Annotated in this window: 20 protein-coding genes and 1 pseudogene; 7 read left to right on the top strand and 14 right to left on the bottom strand. The window is 68.0% G+C overall.

Annotation, left to right across the window (positions count from 1 at the left end):
• Positions 1-3 precede the first annotated feature (3 nt).
• The 7 genes and pseudogenes from DSD19_RS10685 to DSD19_RS10715 form a co-directional block, all read right to left on the bottom strand.
• Positions 4-1,095, bottom strand: coding sequence for an electron transfer flavoprotein subunit alpha/FixB family protein (locus DSD19_RS10685; protein WP_113669578.1), 1,092 nt, complete (start codon positions 1,093-1,095; stop codon positions 4-6).
• A 12-nt stretch (positions 1,096-1,107) separates the two neighbouring features.
• Positions 1,108-2,040: an electron transfer flavoprotein subunit beta/FixA family protein gene (locus DSD19_RS10690; RefSeq protein WP_081382163.1), complete on the bottom strand. Its 933-nt coding sequence runs from the start codon at positions 2,038-2,040 to the stop codon at positions 1,108-1,110.
• Positions 2,037-2,372, bottom strand: a complete 336-nt coding sequence (locus DSD19_RS10695; protein ID WP_113669579.1) for a nitrogenase-stabilizing/protective protein NifW — start codon at positions 2,370-2,372, stop codon at positions 2,037-2,039. Before DSD19_RS10695 ends, DSD19_RS10690 begins: the two co-directional genes overlap by 4 nt.
• Complete coding sequence (gene nifV, locus DSD19_RS10700) at positions 2,369-3,574, bottom strand: homocitrate synthase (protein ID WP_113669580.1); 1,206 nt, start codon at positions 3,572-3,574, stop codon at positions 2,369-2,371. Before nifV ends, DSD19_RS10695 begins: the two co-directional genes overlap by 4 nt.
• Positions 3,575-3,585: 11 nt before the next feature.
• Entirely contained in the window at positions 3,586-4,287 is a 702-nt protein-coding gene (locus tag DSD19_RS10705; protein ID WP_113669581.1) for an iron-sulfur cluster assembly scaffold protein, read from the bottom strand.
• A 17-nt stretch (positions 4,288-4,304) separates the two neighbouring features.
• Positions 4,305-4,628 carry an iron-sulfur cluster assembly accessory protein gene (locus tag DSD19_RS10710; protein WP_075786430.1) on the bottom strand — a complete coding sequence of 108 codons (324 nt, stop codon included), beginning with the start codon at positions 4,626-4,628 and terminating at the stop codon, positions 4,305-4,307.
• Between the two features lie 637 nt (positions 4,629-5,265).
• Positions 5,266-5,702 (bottom strand): annotated as a pseudogene (locus tag DSD19_RS10715) (GFA family protein).
• Positions 5,703-5,949: 247 nt separating this feature from the next.
• Between DSD19_RS10715 and DSD19_RS10720 the strand changes: the two are divergent.
• Positions 5,950-6,348 (top strand): DUF2177 family protein, encoded by a 399-nt coding sequence (locus tag DSD19_RS10720; protein WP_371412582.1) that lies wholly within the window; start codon positions 5,950-5,952, stop codon positions 6,346-6,348.
• Positions 6,349-6,429: 81 nt separating this feature from the next.
• Here DSD19_RS10720 and DSD19_RS10725 read toward each other — a convergent pair whose 3' ends face one another.
• Entirely contained in the window at positions 6,430-6,636 is a 207-nt protein-coding gene (locus tag DSD19_RS10725) for a cold-shock protein (protein WP_075786427.1), read from the bottom strand.
• 220 nt (positions 6,637-6,856) lie between these two features.
• On the opposite strand from DSD19_RS10725, the gene DSD19_RS10730 reads away from it, so the two are divergent.
• On the top strand, positions 6,857-7,183 hold the full coding sequence (locus DSD19_RS10730; protein WP_075786426.1) for an arsenate reductase family protein: 327 nt from the start codon (positions 6,857-6,859) through the stop codon (positions 7,181-7,183).
• Positions 7,184-7,290: 107 nt separating this feature from the next.
• Here DSD19_RS10730 and thrS read toward each other — a convergent pair whose 3' ends face one another.
• On the bottom strand, positions 7,291-9,237 hold the full coding sequence (thrS, locus tag DSD19_RS10735) for a threonine--tRNA ligase (RefSeq protein WP_113669583.1): 1,947 nt from the start codon (positions 9,235-9,237) through the stop codon (positions 7,291-7,293).
• Positions 9,238-9,385: 148 nt separating this feature from the next.
• Positions 9,386-12,568 carry a valine--tRNA ligase gene (locus DSD19_RS10740; protein WP_113669584.1) on the bottom strand — a complete coding sequence of 1,061 codons (3,183 nt, stop codon included), beginning with the start codon at positions 12,566-12,568 and terminating at the stop codon, positions 9,386-9,388.
• Between the two features lie 121 nt (positions 12,569-12,689).
• On the opposite strand from DSD19_RS10740, the gene DSD19_RS10745 reads away from it, so the two are divergent.
• Positions 12,690-14,978, top strand: coding sequence for a xanthine dehydrogenase family protein molybdopterin-binding subunit (locus tag DSD19_RS10745; RefSeq protein ID WP_113669585.1), 2,289 nt, complete (start codon positions 12,690-12,692; stop codon positions 14,976-14,978).
• A gap of 78 nt (positions 14,979-15,056) precedes the next feature.
• Here the strand turns inward: DSD19_RS10745 and metF are convergent, their stop codons facing one another.
• Entirely contained in the window at positions 15,057-15,926 is an 870-nt protein-coding gene (gene metF, locus DSD19_RS10750; RefSeq protein ID WP_113669586.1) for a methylenetetrahydrofolate reductase [NAD(P)H], read from the bottom strand.
• Positions 15,927-16,029: 103 nt separating this feature from the next.
• Between metF and DSD19_RS10755 the strand changes: the two genes are divergently transcribed.
• The 3 genes from DSD19_RS10755 to DSD19_RS10765 all read left to right on the top strand — a co-directional run bounded on the left by DSD19_RS10755 (position 16,030) and on the right by DSD19_RS10765 (position 18,189).
• A complete protein-coding gene (locus DSD19_RS10755; RefSeq protein WP_075786421.1) occupies positions 16,030-16,944 on the top strand; it encodes a LysR family transcriptional regulator in 915 nt (304 codons plus the stop codon).
• Between the two features lie 131 nt (positions 16,945-17,075).
• On the top strand, positions 17,076-17,864 hold the full coding sequence (locus DSD19_RS10760; protein ID WP_075786420.1) for an inositol monophosphatase family protein: 789 nt from the start codon (positions 17,076-17,078) through the stop codon (positions 17,862-17,864).
• A 79-nt stretch (positions 17,865-17,943) separates the two neighbouring features.
• Positions 17,944-18,189, top strand: coding sequence for a hypothetical protein (locus tag DSD19_RS10765; RefSeq protein WP_243627889.1), 246 nt, complete (start codon positions 17,944-17,946; stop codon positions 18,187-18,189).
• A 42-nt stretch (positions 18,190-18,231) separates the two neighbouring features.
• Here the strand turns inward: DSD19_RS10765 and DSD19_RS10770 are convergent, their stop codons facing one another.
• The 3 genes from DSD19_RS10770 to putA are packed head-to-tail and all read right to left on the bottom strand — an operon-like array spanning position 18,232 to position 22,832.
• Entirely contained in the window at positions 18,232-18,594 is a 363-nt protein-coding gene (locus tag DSD19_RS10770) for a GFA family protein (protein ID WP_075786419.1), read from the bottom strand.
• On the bottom strand, positions 18,591-19,331 hold the full coding sequence (locus DSD19_RS10775) for a rhomboid family intramembrane serine protease (protein WP_075786418.1): 741 nt from the start codon (positions 19,329-19,331) through the stop codon (positions 18,591-18,593). The genes DSD19_RS10770 and DSD19_RS10775 overlap by 4 nt, the downstream gene beginning before the upstream one ends.
• Positions 19,332-19,361: 30 nt before the next feature.
• Positions 19,362-22,832 carry a bifunctional proline dehydrogenase/L-glutamate gamma-semialdehyde dehydrogenase PutA gene (gene putA / locus DSD19_RS10780; RefSeq protein ID WP_113669587.1) on the bottom strand — a complete coding sequence of 1,157 codons (3,471 nt, stop codon included), beginning with the start codon at positions 22,830-22,832 and terminating at the stop codon, positions 19,362-19,364.
• Positions 22,833-22,936: 104 nt separating this feature from the next.
• On the opposite strand from putA, the gene DSD19_RS10785 reads away from it, so the two are divergent.
• Entirely contained in the window at positions 22,937-23,413 is a 477-nt protein-coding gene (locus DSD19_RS10785) for an Lrp/AsnC family transcriptional regulator (RefSeq protein WP_075786416.1), read from the top strand.
• The last annotated feature ends 22 nt before the right edge of the window (positions 23,414-23,435 follow it).

Below are 23,435 nucleotides of genomic sequence, written 5' to 3' on the forward strand. Positions count from 1 at the left end.
CTCTCAGCTGGCCATCGCACGCGCCGAAAGGCGGCGGGCGAAGGCGTCGGTCAGGGCCGGCAACACGGTCAGCGCGTCGGCCACCACGCCCAGATGGGCGAATTCGAAGATCTTGGCCTCGGGGTCGGTGTTGATCGCGATGATCAGGTCCGCCCCCTCGACGCCCACCCGGTGCTGGATCGCGCCCGAGATCCCGGCGGCGATGTAGAGCTTCGGCCGGATCGTGTTGCCGGTCTGGCCGATCTGGCGTTCGGCCGGCGCCCAGCCCTTCTGCACCAGCGGGCGCGAGACGCCCCATTCGGCGCCCAGCACCGCGGCCAGCCGCTGCACCATTGCGAGGTTCTGCGGCTGTTGCAGCCCCATGCCGCCCGCGACCACGATATCGGCATAGGCAAGGTTCGCCTTCTCGACCTGCGCGTCCGAGACGAATTCCAGCACCTTGGTGACGATGTCGTCTTCCTTCATCCGCAGCGAATGCCAGACCATCCGGCCCGAGCGCGAGGTGTCGGGCTCGGGCATCGCCATCACGCGGGGCCGCACCGTCGCCATCTGCGGGCGGTGGTTCAGCGTGTGGATGGTGCACAGAAGCGTGCCGCCGAAGGTCGGCCGGGTCGCGGCCAGCGACTTGTCGTCGGCGATCTTCAGTTCGGTCGAGTCGGCCGTCAGCCCGGTCTGCAGCGTGGTCGCGACCGATCCCGCGAGGTCGCGGCCCAGAGGCGTCGCGCCCAAGAGCAGGATCTCGGGCTGGTACTTGTTGACCAGATCGGTCATCGCCCGGGTATAGGGCTCGTTGCGGTAATCGGCGAGCAGCGGGTCCTCGCAGATATAGCAGACATCGGCGCCGTAGTGATAGGCCTCCTTGATCGCCTGCTTGGTGCCCTCGTCGCGCGGGCCCAGAACGACGCCGCACAGATCGACGCCCAGGTCATCGGCCAGCTTGCGGCCTTCGCCCATCAGCTCCCACGACACCGGGTGGACCTTGCCGCGCTCGATCTCGACGAAGACCCAGACATGCTTGTAGCTCTTGAATTTCTCGGCCAGCTGCATCTGCATCGCAGCGCGGCTGCTGGCGGGGTTTTGCGGAGCTTGTGCCATCACGCGATCTCCTTACGCAGTGATCTTGGCGGACACGTCCGCCTCGAGTTTCGGGCTCTTCGCGAAGAGGACGTCGAGGATCGCGTCACCGATCTGGGCGGGCGTCTTGCCCTCGACGGCGACCATCTCGGCCTTCTCGGCGCGGGGCTGGGGCGCGAAGACGCGCTTGACGACCGTGGGCGAGCCGCGCAGGCCGCATTTCATCGGGTCCTCGATGCCCGCATCGTCGGCCGACCAGACCGTCAGCGGCGCGCGGGCGGCGCGCAGCATGTCCTGCAGGGTGCCGCGGCGCAGGTGGTTGGTGTCCTCGAGCATGGTGATGAGGCAGGGCAGCTTCGATTGCAGCACCTGTACCCCGCCCTCGGACCGGCGGCGCACGGTGATGGTGGCGGCCTCGGTTTCCAGCGAGTCGATGGCCGAGACATAGGTCAGCTGGTTCAGCCCCATCCGCCGGGCGATGCCGGGGCCCACCTGCGCGGTGTCGCCGTCGATGGTCTGCTTGCCGGTGAAGACGATGTCGATGGGCGCCTCCTCGGCCAGCTTGGTCAGCGCCGAGGTCAGCGCGAAGGACGTGGCCAGCGTGTCCGACCCGGCAAAGCGGCGGTCGGTGATCAGCACCGCCTTGTCGGCGCCAAGACCCAGCGCGCGGCGCAGCGCGTCCTCGGCCATGGGCGGGCCCATGGTCAGGACGGTGACCGTCCCGCCGTAATCGTCCCGAAGCCGCATCGCCTCTTCGAGCGCGAACAGGTCATAGGGGTTGATGATCGTCGGCACGCCCTGACGCATGATCGTGTTGGTAACCGGATGGACCCGGATCTGGGCCGAATCCGGCACCTGCTTGATGCAGACGACGATGTTGAGGCCCGTCCGGGTCTCGACGGGCTCTTCGGGCGCGTCGATGGCCTCGGCGGCGGGGAAGTCGGGTTCGTGCAGTTTCTCGCTCATTGGACAGACAGCCGAAGCCCCTCCATCGGCACGACATTGCCGCGCGGTTGCGTGTAGATCTTCAGCGCCTTCTGGGCGCGCGGGGTGGAATTGACGAAATCGGCATGGGCCTTTTGCAGGGCCGCGCGGGCGGCGGCGCGCACGCCCTCGTCGTCAAGCTGGCCGAGATCGGAGTCGGCCAGATACTGGCCCATCCGTTTCATCACATGCAGACGCGCCCGGTTCAGGACCGCCTGATCGAAAGGCAGGTCCAGAAAGGCGAAGAGGTCTTCGGCCGAGGACAGTGCGTAGAGCTGGTCGAGCATGCTCGGCCGGGACGCGGGGCGTGTCATGTGAGGCTCCGTTCTTGGGTTTCGGTCGGTCCGGGATGGCGGGCAAGCGCCTCGGCCCGGGCGGTGAGAAGAATGAGATCGGCCGGGGTGGCCGCGCGCTTTTCGCGGTCGGCCCAGTCGCGCAGAAGCGGCAGCACGGCGCGGGCGGTGGTCTCGTCCGAGGGCAGGCCCGCGGCCGCCAGCGCCTGGATCAGGGCTGCCAGCCCCGAATGCTTGCCCAGCACGATTTCGCGGGCGCGGCCGAAGCGGGCCGGGCTCAGCGCCTGGGCCTCGTAGGTACCGGGGTCCTTCAGAAGCCCGTCGACATGGATGCCGCTTTCATGGCTGAAGACATTGGCACCGACGATCGGCCGGGTCGGCGACAGCGGCCGGTTCGAGGCGCGGGCGACGATCTGCGACAGCCCGCAAAGCCTATCGAGCGCAACCCCGGTCGGCCGGCCCTGAACGGCCAGCGCCGCCACGACCTGTTCCAGCGCGGCATTGCCCGCGCGTTCGCCAAGCCCGTTGACCGTCACCGACAGGAAGGCCGCGCCGCCGCGATGGGCGGCCAGGGTGTTGGCGGTGGCGAGCCCCAGATCGTCATGGGCGTGAAATTCCAGCGGCAGCGGCCCCGGCGCCAGGATCGAGACCAGCGTATGGGCCGCGAACGGGTCCATCAGCCCCAGCGTATCGGCCAGCCGCATCCGGATCGCGCCCGCCTCGGCCGCGACCTGCGCGAGCTGGGCCAGAAAGCCGATATCGGCGCGCGAGGCATCCTCGGCGCCGACCGAGACCTGAAACCCCGCCCGCGCGGCCAGCCGGACCAGCCGCGAAACCTCTTTCAGAGCCCAGTCGCGGTCGCGGCCCAGCTTGCCTGCAAGCTGGCGGTCCGAGGCGGGCACCGTCAGGTGGATGCGCGACAGCGCGGTCATCGCCGCCAGTTCCAGATCGCTGTCGCGCAGTCGGCACCAGGCGACGCCCCGGGCGCGGGTCAGATGCGCGCCCGCCTCGCGGATCGCCGCAACCTCGGCCATGCCCATGGCGGGCACACCCAGTTCGATCTCGGCCACGCCCGCCCGGTCGAGCGCCACCGCGATCTCGACCTTCTCGGCGGCCGAGAAGGCAACGCCCGCCGCCTGTTCGCCGTCCCGGAGCGTGGTGTCGCAGATCTCGGCCGGGGGCGGGGCGGGGGTGAACTGGTCGGGGACATAGGGGGCAGTCATGGCGGCGGTCCTCAACGGCTGGGGGCGGGAACGACGAAGACCGGCCGGCCGAGTTCCTCGGCAAGTCGTGTCTGCAGGCCGCCGAGGGTCAGCCCGGCCAACTGGCAACCCGAGCAGCTGCCCTTCAGATGCACCCGGACCCGGGGACCCAGAATGTCGTGGAAGGCAACATCGCCGCCATCGGCGCGAAACCGGGGCCGCATTTCCTCCAGCACCGCCTCGACCCGGGCGCGTTCTTCGTTGGCCGAAAGCCTGGGGGCGCCGGCTGTCGAGGGCAGCGCGGGCTTGATCGGGGCAACGCCCAGCGGCTGGGCGACCCGGATGCCCTGGGCGGCCCGGAAGGCCGGGGGCTGGGCGTAGTCCTTCAGCGCGGCGACAAGGCCCTCGGCCGCGACCTCGGCGGCCGAGCGGTCCTCGGCGGGCAGCCCGCCCAGCGCGGCCTCGATGGCATCGGCATCGATCGCGCGCGCCTCGGCAAGCGCCTTGCCGATCACCAGCTCTGTCAGGGCCGAGCCCGCGGCGACTTCGGGCCCGCCGCCGGTCGACTGGAACATCGCGGCAGCGATGCGCCCGGCGTCGATCTTCAGGGTCAGGCGGAAGGCATTGCCGCTGCGCACCGCCCCGGCCTCGCCCAGCGCATTGGCGCCCTCGAGTGTGCCGCGGTTGCGCGGGTTCAGGAAATGGTCGGTGAGGATTTCGGAATAGTCCAGCATCTCTCTCTCCGGGGGCATCAGCAGAAGGATTTGCCGCACCCGCAGCCGCTTTTGGCATTGGGATTGTCGAAGACGAAGCCCGAGCCCTCGAGCCCCGAGACGAAGTCGATGGTGGTGCCGAGCAGGTAGCCCTGGCTGTCCGGATCGATCAGCACGGTGACGCCGCCCGCGGCCTCGACCACGGCATCGGTCTCTTCGCGGGTCAGTTCGAGCGCCATGGCATATTGCAGCCCGGCGCAGCCGCCCGACTGCACCATCAGGCGCAATCCGGCGATCGGGCGTCCGGCGCCCTCGATGGCGCTGGCCATGGCGTCTCTGGCGGCTTCGGTGATCTGGATCATGGCTGTCTCCTGTCGGTCTCGGTCCCTGACAGGAATTAAGCAATGAACGTGCCAAGATTTCAGGGCATTGCTTTAAAAGAGATTTCCTGCCCCGCCCTTTACAGTGTCGGCTTTGTCGGTGGTGTCTTTGGCGGATATGCGACACGAGGGCTGCGACAGATTGTCAGAACCGGGAAGGCTCCCGCGCCCGGCCTGCGCGGGGCTTTCGCCCCGCTTGTCCGGCCTTGGGCCGGGCCGCGCCCCTGCGGGACGCGGCCGCTGCGCGGAGGGTATTTGCACCAAGAAGAACGGGACGTTTCGCATCTTCTTCTTGGCCGAAATACCCCGGGGGTCCGGGGGCAGCGCCCCCGGTTGGCGCGGTTCAGATGGTTTGATGTCGAGAAGAAAAATATCACGCCTTTTCAGTTGTTTGCAATAGGTGGGGGGGTCGCAGGGCTTGATGCCGATGGGGCCGATTTGGGAAGGAAACGCCGCAAGACACCCAAAAGTGCACTGAAAAATGCAATGATATCAATGAGGGCTTGCAAGGATCGTCAAGCAGACCCTCCTGCGCCACGTCCACCTCTACAACACCCGGCTCCCGCACTCAGCCCCGAAGCGGCGCCCCCCCCGTCGCAACCCTCAAGGACTGGCAACGTCACAGACCCGAGCTGTTCAGGCCGCGCGTCCACAATCTCGCGGGATGTGACAGCCAGGCGTCGTCCGCGTCGCGGTCGCGGGCGAATTGCGCGGCATCCGCGACGGTCCGCACCCAGCTTTCGCGGCGAATAGTCCAGGTCTCGTAGCTTGAACGAAAACACCGGGGGTATCGAGCGTGCCCAGATGCACCTCGATCTCATCGCCGCCTATCGCGCAGACCGATGCGCCGCAAACCGGGCAGAAATACCGCCCCCGGTCGTGGCTTGGGTCGCCCTGGATCGCGACTGCCGCCTCGGGAAAGATCGCCGCTGCGTAGAAGACGGCGCCATGATGCCTGCGGCAGTCCGGACAATGGCAGATGCCCACCCGCAGCGGCGGGCCGGAGGCCACAAGGCGGATCGCGCCGCAAAGGCAGCCGCCGGTGATCGGGGGCATGGCCTCTCTCCGTCGGTCCGGTTGCCCTGCGCCCGGGCAGGGGCAGGGGCAGGGGCTTGAACAGATGGCCGGCCCTGCCGCCGATTGACATCGGGTCCGGGCGGCCTGCCCGAAACCGGCCCCCGAGACCGGCCCCCGAGACCGGCCCCCGAACCGGCGTCCGGGGGACCAGCGGGGAACCCGCGCCCGCGCCCGAACGTTGGCCGCCCGTAAGGGAATAATCGGGAAAGCGAGGGTCATGTCCGTCATCATTGCGATCAGTCTTTATCTTGTCACGGCGCTGGTGTTTCTCGCGCTCGATGCGCTGATGCTGCGCAAGGTCATGCAGCCGCTTTTCGCGCGCTATCTCGGCGACTGGATGCGGGACCGTCCGCGCATGGGGGCGGCGGCGGTCTTCTATCTGGCCTATGTGCTGGGGCTGGTCTGGCTGGTGTCCTGGCCTGCGCTGGTGCGCGGCAATCCGGGGCAGGCGCTGATCGAGGGCATGGTGGTCGGTGCGATGGCTTACGGCACCTATGAAGTCACCAACTATGCCACGCTGCGGCGCTGGTCGCCGGTTCAGGTGGCGCTCGATACCTGCTGGGGAACCTTGCTGACCGGGGTCTCGGCCTGCATCGGGGTCTATGTGGCGCGGATCCTCGTCTGACGCGCCGCCTTCCTCCGGCCTCCTCAGGTCAGGTTGTCGGGTAACGGTGGCAGCCGGTGCTGCCACCGCCCAGAGGAGCGATCACAGGGCCCTGAGATCCCCGGCCGACTTGCGTCCGTCGCGGCCTTCGATCATTTCATAGGCAATCTTCTGGTTGTCCGTCAGGCCGGTCATGCCGGCCCGTTCGACGGCGGAAATGTGCACGAAAACGTCCTTGCCGCCATCGTCGGGCGCGATGAAGCCGTAGCCTTTGGTGGTATTGAACCATTTCACGGTGCCGGTGGGCATCGTCTGTCTCCTCGGTCGTTTCCGCGCCCGCGGGATTGCGGCGCGGCAGGTCACAGCCAGGTCTTCCAGTCTCCCGGCTGCCCCTGAAGGAGGAGCGGTCGTCCAGGTCGTCTGCCGTCACACAAGAAACAATGCAGTAAGATTCGTGAAAAAATCAAGAGCCCTGTAGATTGCGCCGTAATCTCGGCTAGGTTGCGCCCGGAAACAATCGAGGTTTGGAATGGTAATTTACGGTTTAAAAACCTGCGACACTTGCCGGAAAGCAAAGGCGGCGCTGGAGCGGACGGGCAAGCCGGTCGTATTTCACGACGTGCGCGACGCGCCATTGCCGCGGGCCGACATCGCGCGGTTTCTCCAGACGCTGGGGCCGGGGCTCGTGAACCGGCGGTCGACCACCTGGCGCGAGCTGGACGCGGCGGCGCGGGCGGCCGATCCGCTCGATCTGCTCTGCGCGCATCCGACGCTGATGAAACGCCCGGTGATCGAAGCCGAGGGTCGGCTTTTTCTGGGCTGGGACGCCGCGACCGCGCTGACGCTGGCAAGCTGACGCGGACCGTCCGCGTCCCTGGGCAAGCTGACGCGGACCGTCCGCGTCCCTGAACAGCAAAAAGGCGCCGGTCGTCCGGCGCCTTTCTCAGTGGTATGCCGCGCGGCTCAGGCCAGATCGGGCGCGCGCGCCTCGGCGGCCAGGTGCGCCAGCAGGCCGTCGAAGGCGGCGGTTTCGGTCCGGGTGTCGCCCAGACGGCGCACCGAGACGGTCCGCTCCTCGACCTCGCGCTGGCCGATGGCCAGGATCACCGGCACCTTCGCCAGCGAATGCTCGCGGACCTTGTAGTTGATCTTCTCGTTGCGGATATCGGCCTCGGCCCGCACGCCTGCCGCGCGCAGGGCCGCGACCACCTCCTGCACATAGGCATCGGCATCCGACACGATCGAGGCAACGACCACCTGCCGCGGCGCCAGCCAGAAGGGTAGCTTGCCGGCGTAGTTCTCGATCAATATGCCGATGAAGCGTTCGAACGAGCCCACGACCGCGCGGTGCAGCATGATGGGCCGGTGCTTTTCGCCATCGGCGCCGATATAGGAGGCATCCAGCCGTTCGGGCAGGTTCGGGTCGACCTGCAGCGTGCCGCATTGCCAGTCGCGCCCGATGGCATCGCGCAGCACGAATTCCAGCTTCGGCCCGTAGAACGCGCCTTCGCCCTCGTTGATCTCGTACTCATACCCCGCAGCACGGCAGGCAGAGCCCAGCGCGGCTTCGGTGCGGTCCCAGCTTTCGTCGCTGCCGATGCGTTTCTCGGGCCGGGTCGACAGCTTGACCCGCCAGTTCTCGAAGCCGAGATCGGCATAGATCTTCGCCAGGAAGTCGATGAACTTCTTCGCTTCGGCCTCGATCTGGTCCTCGGTGCAGAAGATATGCGCGTCATCCTGGGTAAAGCCGCGCACCCGCATGATGCCATGCAGCGCGCCCGAGGGCTCATAGCGGTTGCAGGACCCGAATTCGGCCATCCGCAACGGCAGGTCGCGATAGGATTTGAGCCCCTGGTTGAAGATCTGCACATGGCAGGGGCAGTTCATCGGCTTGAGCGCGTTGACGGCCTTCTGGCGGGCATGGTCCTCGTCGACTTCGACGATGAACATGTTTTCCTGATAATTGTCCCAGTGGCCCGACTTTTCCCACAGCTTGCGGTCCACGACCTGCGGGGTGTTGACCTCGACATAGCCGTCGCGTTCCTGCTGGCGGCGCATGTAATCCTGCAGCGTGGTGTAGATCTTCCAGCCGTTCGGGTGCCAGAAGATCTGGCCCGGGGCTTCTTCCTGCAGGTGGAACAGATCCATCTCGCGGCCGAGGCGCCGGTGGTCGCGCTTTTCGGCCTCTTCGAGGAAGGTCAGGTAATCCTTCAGCTCCTGCCGGGTGCGGAAGCCCACGCCATAGATCCGCTGCAGCATCGGCCGGTTGGAATCGCCCCGCCAATAGGCGCCCGCGACCTTCATCAGCTTGAAGGCATCGCCCGGCACCTGGCCCGTATGTTGCAGATGCGGCCCGCGGCAGAGGTCCTGCCACTCGCCATGCCAGTACATGCGGATCTGCTGATCCTCGGGGATCATGCCGACGAGTTCGACCTTGTAGGGCTCGTCATTGTCCTCGTAATGCTTGATCGCGCGGGCGCGGTCCCAGATCTCGGTGCGGACCGGGTCGCGGGCGTTGATGATCTCTTTCATCTTCGCCTCGATCTGGCCCAGATCCTCGGGGGTGAAGGGCTCGGCGCGGTCGAAATCGTAATACCAGCCGTTTTCGATGACCGGGCCGATGGTGACCTTCACATCGGGCCACAGCGCCTGCACCGCGCGCGCCATAATATGCGCCAGATCGTGCCGGATCAGCTCCAGCGCCGGGGCGTCGTCCTTCATGGTGTTGATGGCGATCGAGGCATCTTCGGTGATCGGCCATTGCAGGTCGAAATGGCGGCCATTGACCTGCGCCGAAATCGCCTTCTTGGCCAGGGAGTTGGAGATGCTCGCGGCAATCTCGGCGGGGGTGGTCCCGGCCTCGACCGCGCGCTGATTGCCATCGGGGAAAGTGAGAGTGATCTGGCCCATGATCGGCCTCCTCGTCGGTTTGGCGCCCACGGAACGCCCGGTTGCGGGTTATGTCGGTTGGTCTAGTGAACCTGCGCGGGGCTCAAGTCAAGCCGCCCGGGCTGCGGCAGGGCAGCCCGGGCGGCAGGGGAGCCGCATGCGGCTCGGATCAGGCGAGTTCGGCCAGCCTTTCGAGCGCGACGCGCAGTTTCGCGGCCTCTTCGGTCTTGGCGGCAGCCAGATCCTTCGTTTCCTCGACCACGTCCTCGGGGGCGCTTTCGACGAATTTCGGGTTCTTCAGGCGGCCTTCGAGCCCCTTGAGGTCCTTTTCGAGCTTCGACAGCGTCTTTTCCAGCCGTGCCTTTTCCTCGGCCACGTCGATGATGCCCTCAAGCGGCAGCGCGAATGCGCCGCCCTCGACGGCGATGGTCACGCAGCCCTTGGGCAGGGTCTTCGCCTCGGTCAGGCTTTCGATCCGGGCCATGCGCTGGATCATCGCCTCGTTGCGCGCCCAGGCGGTTTTGCCCGCCTCGTCCAGCTCGGTGTAAAGCATCGCGATCTTGGCGCCCGCGGGCACGTTCATCTGAGCCCGGGCCGAGCGGATTTCCTCGATCAGCGCGATCACCCAGTTCATTTCGCGGTCGGCGCCCGCGTCGATCAGATCGACGCCGTAGGCGGGCCAGTCGGCATGGACCAGCATCTTGCGCCGGTCGGCGGTCGTGCCCCAAAGCTCCTCGGTGATATAGGGCATGATCGGGTGCAGCAGGATCAGGCACTGGTCGATGACCCAGGCCATGGTCGCCCGCGTCTCGGCCTTCTGCGCCTCGGTGCCGTCCATCAGCAGCGGTTTCGAGAATTCGACATACCAGTCGCAGACCTTGCCCCAGACGAAGGCGTAAAGCGCATTGGCCGCGTCGTTGAAGCGATAGGCCGCCAGCGCCTCGTCGACCGCCTCGCGGACGCGCGCGACCTCGCCCACGATCCATTTGTTCACGGTCTCGCCGGGGGCGGGAATGTCCCCGGTCGGCGCATAGCCTTGGAAGACGCCGTTCATCTCGGCAAAGCGGGTGGCGTTCCAGATCTTGGTGCCGAAGTTGCGATAGCCCGCGATCCGGCTGGTCGACAGCTTCAGATCGCGCCCCATGGCGGCCATGGCGGTCAGGGTGAAACGCACCGCATCGGCGCCGTATTCGTCGATCAGCTCCAGCGGGTCGAGCACGTTGCCCAAGCTTTTCGACATCTTCTTGCCCTTCTCGTCGCGGACGAGGGCATGGACATAGACGGTGTGGAACGGGATCTGATCGACCACGGCCAACTGCATCATCATCATCCGGGCGACCCAGAAGAAGATGATGTCGAAGCCGGTGATCAGCACGTCGGTCGGGAAGTATTTCGCCAGTTCCGGCGTGGTCTCGGGCCAGCCCAGCGTGCCGATGGGCCAGAGCCCCGACGAGAACCAGGTGTCGAGCACGTCGGGGTCGCGCCAGATCGGATAGACCAGCCTGGTCGGGTCCTGGCTGAGATTGTAGTCCGCGAGGCTTTCGGCCAGCACCTCTTCGGCGGCGGTGCGGCCGGAGACTTCGATCACCCGCATCGCATGCAGCGGCGCCGGCAGACCGGCGAGCACGTCCTGGAACTGTGCCGTGACCGTCTCGAAATCGGCGGCACAGTGATGGCGCGCGCCCCGCTGGACGAAGCCCTCGTTGAGCAGGCGGTAGAGTTCCACGTCGTCGAGCGCGTTGTCGCCCTCATCGTCGGCAAAATGGGACGCGTCGAGGTCGAGCCCGTACCAGACCGGGATCTGATGCCCCCACCAGAGCTGGCGGCTGATGCACCAGGGCTCGATATTCTCCAGCCAGTGGAAGTACGTCTTGGCGTCGCGTTCGGGCAGGATGCGGGTATATCCGGCCGTCTTGTCGAAGCTGCCCGCTTCCTGGGCCGCCATGCCCTTGCGGACGGCGTCGAGCGCGGGGCCGACGATCTTCTGGGTGTCGACGAACCACTGGTCGGTCAGCATCGGCTCGATCACCTGCTTCGAACGGTCGCCGAAGGGCTGCATGATCGGTTTGGCCTCGACCAGCGGCACAAGCGCGTCCGCGCCCTCCGCACCCGGCTCGAGGGCCGCCTTGCCCAGCCGGGGATCGTCGGCGCGGGTCATCACCGCCAGCATCTCGGCCGTGATCTCGTCGATCACGCGCTTGCGGGCCTCGAACCGGTCGAGCCCGCGCAGATGGTCGGGCACGAGGTTGATCGCGTCGATTTCCGCCTCGCTCGCCTCGGCGCCGCCGAGGATCGCCTGAGCCTGCCGCGCACAGTCGGCATAGGGGGCGCCGTCCTCGCGCAGATGCGCCCGGGTGTCCATCAGCCGGTATTTCGGGATGCCGTTGCGTTGCGCGACGCCGTAGTCGTTGAAATCATGCGCCCCGGTGATCTTGACCGCACCCGACCCGAAGGCGGGGTCGGGATAGTCGTCGGTGATGATCGGGATCAGGCGGCGGTGCTCCTTCGGCCCCACCGGGATCTCGCAGAGCTTGCCGACGATGGGCGCATAACGCTCGTCCGAGGGGTGCACGGCCACGGCGCCATCGCCCAGCATGGTCTCGGGCCGGGTCGTGGCGATCGAGATGTAGTCGCGTTCCTCCTCAAGGATAACGGTCCCGTTCTCGTCCTTCTCGACATAGGTATAGGTTTCGCCGCCGGCCAGCGGGTACTTGAAGTGCCACATGTGGCCGGGAACCTCGATGTTCTCGACCTCGAGGTCGGAAATCGCGGTCTCGAAATGCGGGTCCCAGTTCACCAGCCGCTTGCCGCGGTAGATGAGCCCATTGTTGTACATGTCCACGAAGACCTTGATGACGGCGTCGTGGAAATTGCCGTCCTCGCCCTCGGGCGCGCCGGGGGCGCCGGACATGGTGAAGGCGTTGCGCGACCAGTCGCAGGAGGCGCCCAGGCGCTTGAGCTGGTTGACGATGGTGCCGCCCGACTGGCCCTTCCAGTCCCAGACCTTTTCAAGGAATTTCTCGCGGCCCATCTCGCGGCGGCCGGGATTGCCTTCCTTCGCCAGTTGCCGTTCCACGACCATCTGGGTGGCGATGCCCGCATGGTCCTGACCCGGCTGCCACAGCGTGTCGAAGCCGCGCATCCGGTGCCAGCGCACCAGGATGTCCTGCAGGGTGTTGTTGAAGGCGTGACCCATATGCAGGCTGCCGGTCACGTTCGGCGGCGGGATCATGATGCAGAAGGTCTCGGGGCGCGAGGCGTTCGCCCCGGCGGTAAAGCAGCCGGCCTTTTCCCAGGCCTCGTAGAGGCGCTGTTCGGCTTCGGCGGCGTCGAAAGTCTTTTCCATGGGCATCGGAGATCCCTTGCATCGAATTGGGCTGCGGCGTGATTAGCGAAAGGCGGCGCCAAGGCCAAGCCCTCTGGACAGATGCCCCGCCGCCGCTACCCTCGCCGCAACAGGGAGGACAGGACGGATGGACAGCAAATTCGGCAAGAGCCAGACCGGCGCGCGGTTCGAGGATCTGCGCTTTCTGACGGGGCAGGGGCGCTATGTGGACGATATCGCACCGGCCTCGGCATTGCATGCGGTGTTTCTGCGCAGCCCCGTCGCCCATGCCGAGATCCGCGCGCTGGATGTCGGCGCTGCGGCCGCAGCGCCCGGGGTCGTGGCGGTGCTGACTGCGGCCGATCTGGCGGCGGCGGGGGTCGATCTGTCGATGCGCGCGACCGTGGTCACCAATCGCGACGGCAGCAAGGGGGCGGCGCCCGCGCGGCCCGTGCTGGCCCGGGACCGCGTGCGCTTCGTCGGCGAGGCGATGGCGGTGGTGATCGCCGAGACCCCGCTGGCCGCGAAGGACGCCGCCGAAGAGATCGAGTTCGATCTGCACGACCTCGATCCGCATCTGGCGCTGACCGTGGGCGGGCCGCAGATCCATCCCGAGGCGCCGCTGAACCTTGCCTATGACTGGGCCATGGGCGACGAGGCGGCGGTGCATGAGGCGTTTCGCGCGGCGGCGCGGACGGTGCGGCTGGAGGTCTCGGACCATCGCGTGATCGTCAATTCCATGGAACCGCGCGGGGCCTGGGCCGAGTGGTCGGACGGGCGGCTCCATCTTTGCGTGAACGGGCAGGGGGTCTGGGGCCAGAAGGCCAAGCTGGCTAGGATGCTGGGGCTGCCGGAAGACGCGGTGCGGGTGACCAACCCCGATGTCGGGGGCGGTTTCGGCATGAAGGCGATGAGCTATCCCGAATATTATGTCATCGCGCATGCCGCGCGGGCGCTGGGCCGGCCGGTGCGCTGGATGTCGGACCGGACCGAGGCGATGCTGACCGACAATGCCGGCCGTGATCTCGTTTCGATGGTCGAGATGGCCTTCGATGCCGGCCACCGGATCACCGGCTACCGGGTCGAGACCCTCTCGAACCTTGGCGCCTACAATTCCGAATATGCCCAGCCGATCCAGTCAGAGCTGTTCTCGAAGGTGCTGACCGGCGTCTACGACATCCCGGCGGCCTATCTCGCGGTGAAAGGCGTCTATACAAACACCACCCAGGTCGATGCCTATCGCGGCGCCGGGCGGCCCGAGGCGATCTATGCGCTCGAACGCATGATGGATGTCGCGGCCCGCGAGCTGGGCGTCGATCCGTGGGATCTGCGGCGGCGGAACTTCATCGCGCCTGCAGCCTTCCCCTACCGCACCCCCACGGGCGAGACCTATGACGTGGGCGATTTCGCCCGGGTTCTGGCGCGGGTCGAGGCGGTCGCCGACCGGGCGGGCTTTGCCGCGCGCAAGGCTGAAAGTGCGGCGCGCGGGCGGCTTCGGGGGCTTGGGCTATGCTGTTACATCGAGGCGATCCTCGGCGATCCGACCGAAGGCGCCGAGATCGAGTTCTGCGCGGAAGGCACGGTCAATCTCTATGTCGGCACCCAGTCGAACGGGCAGGGGCACGAGACGGTCTATGCCCGCTTCCTGGCCGAACGGACCGGGCTTCCGGTCGCGGCGATCCGGGTGATCCAGGGCGACAGCGACCGCATCGCCACGGGTGGCGGCACCGGCGGCTCGCGCTCGGTCACCACCCAGGCCAGCGCGACGCTGGCGGCGGTCGAGGTCATGGTCGCGGCCTTCACGCCGTTCCTGGCGGCCGAGATGGGGGTCGATCCCGGAGCCCTCGGCTTCGACGAGGGCCGGTTCCGGGCGCCGGGTTCGAACCTGACGCCGGGGCTGATCGAGGCGGCGGCGATGGCGCGGGCGGCGGGGCGGACGGATCTGTTGCGCCATCGCGCGGATTATACGCTGCCGGGACGCTCCTATCCCAACGGCGCCCATGTCGCCGAGGTCGAGATCGACCCCGAGACCGGCGAGACGCGGGTGCTGCGCTATGCGGTGACCGACGATTTCGGCAATCTGGTCAATCCGCGTCTGGCCGAGGGCCAGGTCCATGGCGGGGTGGCGCAGGGGCTTGGGCAGGCGATCTGCGAACGGGTGGTGCATGATGATTACGGCCAGCTTCTGACCGCGAGTTTCATGGATTATGCCATGCCGCGTGCCGCCGACTTGCCTTTCGTGACCTTCACGACCGAACCCGTGCCTTCGACGACGAATCGCCTGGGCATGAAGGGCTGCGGCGAGGCCGGGACGGTGGGGTCGATGGCGGCGGTCGGCAATGCGGTGCTGGACGCGCTCTGGGAAAAGGGGGTGCGCCGGGCCGACATGCCGTTCACCCCGGAACGGGTCTGGCGCCTGCTGCAGCCCGCAGCCTGACGCCCTCCCCGCGGGGCCACGAATTTTCGCAGAAAATTCGGACCGGTCGTCCGTGCCGGACGCCCGGTACCGCCACGCTCAGGCGACCTTTTCCAGATGCGCCTCGGGCAGCACACCCAGCGCGTGACAGATGTCGCGCGTCAGGTGCGGCTTGTTCAGCGTGTAGAAATGGAAATCCCGCACACCCCCCTCCATCAGCTCGCTGCAAAGCTCGGTCGCCATCGCCTTGCCCAGAAGCTCTTCCCGGCCGTCGCGGATCGCGGTCTGGAAGGCCGCGTCGATGCCCGGCGGCACATGCGCCCCGCAGCGCTCGGCAAAGCGGCGCACGCCCGCCCATTTCTCGATCGGCAGGATGCCGGGGATGATCTTCGCGCCGTCGATCCCCTGCTTCTCGCAGGCATCGCGGAACCGGAAGAAGGTCTCGGCCTCGAAGAAGAACTGGGTGATGGCCGAATCCGCGCCCGCCTCGAACTTGCGTTTCAGCCAGAGCACATCGGCGTCGGCCGATCCCGCCTCGGGATGCGGGTCGGGATAGGCGCCGACGCGCAACCGGAAACTGCCGGTCGCGGCCAGCGCCTCGATCAGCTCGCAGGAATTGGCAAAGCCCTCGGGATGCGGACGGAACGCGCCCTGGTCCTTCGGCGGGTCGCCCCGCAGCGCGACGATCTCGGTCACGCCCGCCGCCGCATAGGCCTCGGCGATCTCCAGCGTTTCGGCCCGGGTCGCGTCAACGCAGGTCAGATGCGCCGCCACGTTCAGCTTGTAATGCGTATGGATCGTCTGCACCGCCTCATGGGTCAGCTTGCGGGTGGTCCCGCCCGCCCCGTAGGTCACCGATACGAAGGCGGGTTTCAGCGGCGCCAGCGCCTGAGCGGCCTCCCAGAGGCGAAAGCTCGCCTCCAGCGACTGGGGCGGAAAGAACTCGAAGGATACGCGCGGGGCAGTCATCGGCAGGCACTCCGTGGGGTCTCGAAGGGTGCAGCCTTGTCGCACGGCCGGGACTGTGAAACAAACTCATAGTTCTCAAGATCAATATGAGCCGGGCAACAGGATGTATCTGGAACTGCGCCATCTCAGGACCATCAAGGCCATCCATGACGCGGGCGGGCTGGCGCGTGCGGCCGACCGCCTGAACATCACCCAATCGGCCCTCAGCCACCAGGTGAAGGGCCTTGAAGAGCAGGTGGGCATGGAGCTTTTCGTGCGCCGCACCAAACCCTTGCGGCTGTCCGCGGCGGGGCTGAAACTCCTGCGCACCGCCGAGCGCGTGCTGCCCGAGATCGCCGCCCTGCAGGCCGATTTCGCGGGCATGACCTCGGGCCGGTCCGGGCGGCTGCATATCGCGCTTGAATGCCATGCCTGCTATGACTGGCTGCTGCCGGTGCTCGATAGCTTCCGCAAGGCCTGGCCCGAGATCGATGTCGACATCCGCCCCGGCCTGTCCTTCGACGCGATGCCCGCCCTCGCGCGCGAGGAGGTCGATCTGGTGCTGTCCTCTGATCCCGAGGACATCGACGGCATCGGTTTCGTGCCGCTTTTCGACTATGAACCGGTCTTCCTCTGCGCCGCCGGCCATCCGCTGGCCGAGAAGCCCTTCATCGAGGCCGAGGATTTCCGCGGCGAGACGCTGATCACCTATCCGGTCGAACGCGCGCGGCTTGACATCTTCACCGGGCTCCTGACGCCCGCCCGGGTCGAGCCGCTGGCCCAGCGCCAGGTCGAGCTGACCGCCGTGATCCTGATGCTGGTCGCCTCGGGCCGGGGCGTCACCGTTCTGCCCGACTGGGTGGTGCGCGAGGCCCGCGCCAGCGCCGATTTCGCGGTGCGGCCGCTGACCGGGACCGGGCTGACCAAGCGGATGTATGCCGCGACCCGGGCCGAGGATGCGGCGCGGCCCTTCATGGCGCATTTCGTGCGGCTGGCGCGCAGCGAGCCGGTCAAGCTGCAACGCGGCACGGCCGGCTAGCGCCGCCTGACAGGGCCGGACGGGGCCGGACGGGGCCGGACGGGGCCGGACGCGAGGCAGGCGCTTGCCATTTTCCTTGGCACCGGGCGCGCCCGCGTGTATGGCCCGCGGCAAGACCGAAGGAGACCCCCATGCAAGGCAGTGCAAACCTCAACATCATGATCAAGGCCGCCCGCAAGGCGGGGCGTGCCTTGGTCAAGGACTTCCGCGAGGTCGAGAACCTGCAGGTCTCGATGAAGGGGGCGGGCGATTTCGTCAGCCGGGCCGATACCGCCGCCGAGGACATCCTGCGTCAGGAGCTGCGCGGCGCGCGCCCGACCTATGGCTGGCTCGGCGAAGAGACCGGCGGCGAGGATGGCGACGACCCGACGCGCCGCTGGATCGTCGATCCGCTGGACGGCACGACCAACTTCCTGCACGGGCTGCCGCACTGGGCGGTGTCGATCGCGCTGGAACACAAGGGCGAGATCGTCTCGGGCGTGGTCTTCGATGCCGCCAAGGACGAGCTTTTCTTCGCCGAGAAGGGCGCGGGCGCCTGGATGAACGACCGCCGCCTGCGGGTCTCGTCGCGCGCGCGGATGATCGAGGCGATCTTCGCCACCGGCGTCCCCTTCGCCGCCAAGCGCACGTTGCCCGCGACGCTGCAGGATCTGGCGCGGCTGATGCCCAATTGCGCGGGCGTCCGGCGCTGGGGGGCGGCATCGCTCGATCTGGCCTATGTGGCGGCCGGCCGCTACGACGGCTACTGGGAACGCGAACTGCACGCCTGGGACATTGCCGCGGGGCTTTTGCTGGTGCGCGAGGCGGGCGGCTTTGTCGGGCCGATCCATGAAGGGCGCAATCCGCTGGATCACGGCGAGCTTCTGGTCGCCAACGAGGCGATCTACGATCAGTTCGCCAAGGTCATCCGGGCCACCTGAAAGACCCGGCAGCGTCATTTTCCGGTCAGGTTTCAAGGCCATCCCTGACCCCCTGAACCGGGGGCAGAGGAGGCAGGCCATGACCCAGGACAAAGCGCGTCGGCAAAGCCGCAAGCGTGCGATGCGCCGTTTCGCGGCGTTCGCGTCCGACCGGTCGGGGGCCGTGACCGTCGATTGGGTGGTGCTGACCGCCGCCCTCGTCGGAGCCTGCATCGCGATGGTCTCGTCGATCCAGTCGGGCCTCGTGTCGCTGGGCGGGGATGTCGGCGGCGCGCTGACCAGCGCCAATGTGCAGACCCTCGACACGCTTGGCGGGACCGAGTGACGGACCGGGGCCGCGCCCAAACCCGGTGCGACGGCAGCCGGCCTAGGTGCGGTCGCTCGGATGGTTCACGCCGTCGCTCCAGGGCACCTCGCCCAGATCGCGCGGATTGACGCCCGCGAGCGCGCCGACATTGACGCCATATTCGTTGGGATCGGACCGCCTGCGGTGATGGGTGTAGATGCCGCAGGTCGGGCAGAAGTAATGCTTGGCGGTGCAGCTGCCCCATTGATACAGGCTCAGCCGGTCGGCGCCGCGCACCACCCGCAGCTTGTCAAGCGGCACCGTGGCCATGATCGCGCCGCGCCGTCGGCAATAGGAACAGTCGCAGCGTCGCGCCGTGGCCAGCCCCTCGGACAGCTCGACCTCAAGCTCGATGGCGCCGCAATGGCAGGTCAGGCGGGTCATCGGCGTCTCCGGACACGGGGGATGCTGGTCGGGCTGTAGACCGCGACCGGGTGGGGCGGCGACCCGGACGTACGGCCCCAGAACTCCGGGCCGCCCAGCCTCAGCCACAGCGGCAGCGTCAAGGCGAGCCCGGCGAGAAACCCGCCCGAATGCGCCCAGTAGGCGACCCCGCCTTCACCTGTCGGGGCCGAGACCCCCGAATAGAGCTGAAGCCCGAACCAGAGCCCCAGCATCAGCCAGGCGGGCACGGGGATCACCCGGAAGATCACGACGAGGATGATCAGGATATCGACGCGGGCCTTCGGGAACAGCAAGAGATAGCCGCCCATCACCGCCGCGATGGCCCCCGAGGCGCCCACCACCGGCACGGGCGAGCCCGGGTCGATGACATATTGAAACAGCGCCGCCGCGACCCCGCCCGCGAGATAGAACAGCAAGAAGCCCAGATGCCCGAACCGGTCTTCCATGTTGTCGCCGAAGATCCACAGAAACAGCATGTTGCCCGCCAGATGCAGCACCCCGCCATGCAGGAACATCGAGGTCAAAAGCCCGGTCCAGTCGCCCGATTGCGACATCAGCGCGGGCACCATTCCCCAGGTCTGGAAGAAGGCGTTCACCGCCCGCGGGTCGGAAAAGAGCGGCAGATAGGACAGGAACACAGCCACATTCACGCCGATCAGCGCCAGGGTGACGATGGGAAAGCGGCTCGACGGGTTGTGGTCACGCAACGGGAACATGGCTCAAGGCTAGCGGGCGCGCCGGGGCCGTCAAGCCGAACCGGCGCGCGCCAGCAGCGCGGCATTGCCGCCCGCCGCGGTCGTGTCGACGCAAAGGTGCCGCTCGTGCCGGGCATGGGCCGGATCGGGCATCCCGGCGATCAGCGGCAGGATCGGCCCGTCGCGCTGGGCCAGGGCCTGCGCATAGGCGCGCCCGGTCTCGGCATCGCCCCACCAGAGCGCCCCCGAAATGCCCTCGGCCGCCGTCAGCGCGGCCGGATCGAGCCGCCCCTCGACCGCGGCCGCCGCCCCGCCGAGCGCATGCACCGCCTCGGCCTGTGCTGCCGCCGCAGCCTCCCCCGGCCCGAGGCACAAAAGCGGCGGCCGCGCCCGGGTCGTCAGCCGGTTCGCTTCGCCGGTCGGTCCGGGCAGATCCAGCGTCTCTGGGCCGCGCGCCGGGCTGGCCGCGCGCAGGGCGGCCTCGACCGCCTCGGGCGCGGCCGGAATGCCGCCTGCGGGCTCGGACGTGCTCAGCGCCTCGGGGGCCGCGCGTTCGGTGAAGCGGGGCAGGTAATGCGGCCCGCCCGCCTTGGGGCCGGTGCCCGACAGCCCCTCGCCGCCGAAGGGCTGGCTGCCGACCACCGCGCCGATCTGGTTGCGGTTGACGTACAGGTTGCCGACGCAAAGCCGGTCGGCCAGATGCTGCACGCGGTCGTCGATCCGGCTGTGCAGCCCGAAGGTCAGGCCATAGCCGGTGGCGTTGATGGCCGCGATCACCCGGTCGAGATCGGCGCCCGCGAAGGTCGCCACATGCAGCACCGGGCCGAACACCTCGCGCTCGATCGCCTCGATGCCTGCGACCCGGATCGCGACCGGCGCCTGGAAATGTCCCTCGCGCGGGGCGGCACCCTCCCAGATCACCCGGCCCTGGCCCCGGGCGGCCGCCACATAGGCCGCGATCGCGGCATGGGCCTCGTCGTCGATCAGCGGGCCCAGATCGGTCGAGAGCGCCCAGGGATCGCCGACCCGCAATTCGGCCATCGCGCCCTTCAGCATCTCGAGAAAGCCGGGCGCGATGTCTTCCTGCACGTAAAGACAGCGCAGCGCCGAACAGCGTTGCCCGGCCGACTGGAAGGCCGAGGCGAGGACGTCGCGGACCGCCTGTTCGGGCAGGGCGGTGCTGTCGACGATCATGGCGTTCAGCCCGCCGGTCTCGGCGATCAGGGGCGTGCCGGGCGCCATGTGCTCTGCCATCGCGCGCTGGATCAGCCGGGCGGTCTCGGTCGAGCCGGTGAACGCCACGCCGGTGACGCGCGGGTCCGAGGTCAGCCGCGCGCCGATCTGCCCGTCGCCGGGCAGAAGCTGCAGGCATTCGGGCGGAACGCCTGCCTCGTGCAGCAGCCTGACCGCCAGATGCGCGATCAGCGGGGTCTGTTCGGCGGGCTTCGCGATTACCGCATTGCCCGCGGCCAGCGCCGCGGCGACCTGGCCGGTGAAGATCGCCAGCGGAAAGTTCCAGGGCGAGATGCAGACGAAAATCCCGCGCGCCGGGGCATCGAGCGTCTCGATCCGCGAGGCGTAGTAGCGCAGGAAATCGACCGCCTCGCGCAGCTCGCCCACTGCGTCGGGCAGGGTCTTGCCGGCCTCGCGCGCCAGAAGCGCGAAGATCTCGCCGAAATGCACCTCGTAAAGATCGGCCGCCTGGCGCAGGATCTCGGCGCAGCGGGTTTCGGGGATGTTCCAGGGCCGGGCATGGGCCAGCGCCGTGCCGACATCGCGCAGCGAGGCGTCCTGCACCCAGCCGACCAGATCCTTCGGGTCCGAGGGGCTGTGGCGCGGCCGGCCGGGCTCGGCGCGGACCGGTCCGGCAATCAGAGGGGCGGCATTGACATGGGTGGTGCGATGGGCCGCGCGCGCCTCCTCGATCCGGGCCAGATGCGGCCCGTGCGCCAGATCCCAGCCGCGCGAATTGCGCCGCTCGGGCGCGAACAGCGCAGGCCCCGGCAGGATCTCGGGGTTGGCGGGCTCGTCGAGCCGCGCCTCGATCTCGGACAGCGGGTCGGCCACCACCACCTCTGGCGGGACGCTGGTATCGACGATGCGGTTGACGAAGGACGAATTGGCACCGTTTTCCAGCAGCCGCCGCACCAGATAGGCCAGCAGGTCGCGATGCGCGCCGACCGGGGCATAGATCCGGCAGCGCGTGCCCAGCCCCTTGTCCATGACGATCTGATGCAGTGCCTCGCCCATGCCGTGCAGGCGCTGGAACTCGAAGCTCTCGGGGTCGGGATCCATGTCGAGGATCGCCGTGACCGTATGGGCGTTATGGGTCGCGAATTGCGGATAGATCCGGTCGGTCATCCGCAACAGCTTGCGGGCATTGGCGATATAGCTGACATCGGTCGCGGCCTTGCGGGTGAAGACCGGAAAGCCCTCGACGCCCGCGACCTGGGCGCGCTTGATCTCGCTGTCCCAGTAGGCGCCCTTGACCAGCCGCACCATCAGCCGCCGGTCGTGCTTCTGCGCCAGCGCGTAAAGCGCGTCGATCACCAGGCCGGCGCGCGGACCATAGGCCTGCACCACCACGCCGAACCCGTCCCATCCCGCCAGCCGCTCGTCGGCCAGCACCGCCGCGATCACGTCCAGCGACAGCACCAGCCGGTCGGCCTCCTCGGCGTCGATATTGAGCCCCATGCCCATCGTCCGTGCCTTCAGCGCAAGCTCCAGCAGGCGCGGCGCAAGCTCCGCCATCACCCGGTCGCGCTGGGCGAGCTCGTAGCGGGGATGCAGCGCCGAAAGCTTGATCGAGATGCCCGGATCGGCGCGCACGTCGCCCCGGGTCGCCGCCAGGCCGATGCGCGCGATGGCGCCGGAATAGGCGGTCATGTAGCGCCGGGCGTCGGCCTCGGTGCGGGCGGCCTCGCCCAGCATGTCGTAGGAATGGGTATATCCCTTCGCCTCCATCTCGGCAGCGCGGGCAAGCGCCGCGTCGATGGTTTCGCCCAGCACGAACTGGCGGCCCATCTCGCGCATGGCGCGGGCGGCCGCCGCGCGGATCACCGGCTCGCCCAGCCGCTTGACCGCGCCTTTCAGCGTCTTCACAAGCCCACGCTCGTGGCGTTCCAGCACCCGCCCGGTCAACAGCAGCGCCCAGGTCGAGGCATTGACCATCGGCGAGGCCGACCGGCCCAGATGACGGCCCCAGTCCGAGGGCGCGATCTTGTCCTCGATCAGCGCGTCCATGGTGGCCTCGTCGGGCACCCGCAGCAGGGCCTCGGCCAGGCACATCAGCGCGATGCCCTCGTCGGTCGACAACCCGTATTCGGCCAGAAACACCTCCATCAGCCCGGGCCGGTCCCCGGCGCGGATCTGGTGCACCAGCTCGGCCGCCGCCGCCTCGATCCGCGACCGGTCCTCGTCATTCAGCCCGGCCGCGGTCAGCAGCGCGTCAAGCGTCGGACCCTCGGGCGCGTAGGTGGCCGCCTCGATCCGGTCGCGCAGCGGCAGGGTGTCGTCCAGCATGGAAGTCTCTCCGTTTTCCGGCCATGATAGCGGGAAAACAGCAGGCCGTTCGCCTGCATTTATCTGCGTTCTTGGGCGGTTCGCCCAAAGATGGGGTTTCGTTCATGCCGGATGGCCCGCTGTCCCTCGACCGCTACGACCGCGCGATTCTGCGGATTCTCTCTGCCGAGGGGCGGATCCCGGTGGCCGAACTGGCCCGCCGCATCGGTCTGTCCAAGACCCCGACCCAGGCCCGGCTGCGCCGGCTCGAGACCGAGGGCATCGTCACCGGCTACCGCGCGATGCTGAACCCCAACCGGCTGGGGCTGGCCCATGTGGCCTTTGTCGAGCTGCGGCTTTCCGATACACGCGAGGCGGCGCTGCGCGACTTCAACGCGGCCGTCCGCGCCATCCCAGAGGTCGAGGAATGCCACATGATCGCGGGCGGGTTCGACTATCTGCTGAAGGTGCGCACCGCCGACATGGCCTCCTATCGCGAGGTCATGGCCGAACGGATTTCGGCGCTGCCCCATGTTGCCAACAGCTCGACCTTCGTGGCGATGGAGGCGGTCAAGGACGCGGCCTTCTCCACGCTGCCCTGACCGGGACGGCCGGAGAAACGCA

The sequence above is a fragment of the Rhodovulum sp. BSW8 genome (assembly GCF_003314725.1).
Lineage (GTDB): Bacteria > Pseudomonadota > Alphaproteobacteria > Rhodobacterales > Rhodobacteraceae > Rhodovulum > Rhodovulum visakhapatnamense.

Bases quoted from the DNA above. Each gene is read 5' to 3' on its own strand.
- DSD19_RS10685 (WP_113669578.1), bottom strand. From the start codon at position 1,095: ATGGCACAAGCTCCGCAAAACCCCGCCAGCAGCCGCGCTGCGATGCAG.
- DSD19_RS10690 (WP_081382163.1), bottom strand. From the start codon at position 2,040: ATGAGCGAGAAACTGCACGAACCCGACTTCCCCGCCGCCGAGGCCATC.
- DSD19_RS10695 (WP_113669579.1), bottom strand. From the start codon at position 2,372: ATGACACGCCCCGCGTCCCGGCCGAGCATGCTCGACCAGCTCTACGCA.
- nifV (WP_113669580.1), bottom strand. From the start codon at position 3,574: ATGACTGCCCCCTATGTCCCCGACCAGTTCACCCCCGCCCCGCCCCCG.
- DSD19_RS10705 (WP_113669581.1), bottom strand. From the start codon at position 4,287: ATGCTGGACTATTCCGAAATCCTCACCGACCATTTCCTGAACCCGCGC.
- DSD19_RS10710 (WP_075786430.1), bottom strand. From the start codon at position 4,628: ATGATCCAGATCACCGAAGCCGCCAGAGACGCCATGGCCAGCGCCATC.
- DSD19_RS10725 (WP_075786427.1), bottom strand. From the start codon at position 6,636: ATGCCCACCGGCACCGTGAAATGGTTCAATACCACCAAAGGCTACGGC.
- DSD19_RS10730 (WP_075786426.1), top strand. From the start codon at position 6,857: ATGGTAATTTACGGTTTAAAAACCTGCGACACTTGCCGGAAAGCAAAG.
- thrS (WP_113669583.1), bottom strand. From the start codon at position 9,237: ATGGGCCAGATCACTCTCACTTTCCCCGATGGCAATCAGCGCGCGGTC.
- DSD19_RS10740 (WP_113669584.1), bottom strand. From the start codon at position 12,568: ATGCCCATGGAAAAGACTTTCGACGCCGCCGAAGCCGAACAGCGCCTC.
- DSD19_RS10745 (WP_113669585.1), top strand. From the start codon at position 12,690: ATGGACAGCAAATTCGGCAAGAGCCAGACCGGCGCGCGGTTCGAGGAT.
- metF (WP_113669586.1), bottom strand. From the start codon at position 15,926: ATGACTGCCCCGCGCGTATCCTTCGAGTTCTTTCCGCCCCAGTCGCTG.
- DSD19_RS10755 (WP_075786421.1), top strand. From the start codon at position 16,030: ATGTATCTGGAACTGCGCCATCTCAGGACCATCAAGGCCATCCATGAC.
- DSD19_RS10760 (WP_075786420.1), top strand. From the start codon at position 17,076: ATGCAAGGCAGTGCAAACCTCAACATCATGATCAAGGCCGCCCGCAAG.
- DSD19_RS10765 (WP_243627889.1), top strand. From the start codon at position 17,944: ATGACCCAGGACAAAGCGCGTCGGCAAAGCCGCAAGCGTGCGATGCGC.
- DSD19_RS10770 (WP_075786419.1), bottom strand. From the start codon at position 18,594: ATGACCCGCCTGACCTGCCATTGCGGCGCCATCGAGCTTGAGGTCGAG.
- DSD19_RS10775 (WP_075786418.1), bottom strand. From the start codon at position 19,331: ATGTTCCCGTTGCGTGACCACAACCCGTCGAGCCGCTTTCCCATCGTC.
- putA (WP_113669587.1), bottom strand. From the start codon at position 22,832: ATGCTGGACGACACCCTGCCGCTGCGCGACCGGATCGAGGCGGCCACC.
- DSD19_RS10785 (WP_075786416.1), top strand. From the start codon at position 22,937: ATGCCGGATGGCCCGCTGTCCCTCGACCGCTACGACCGCGCGATTCTG.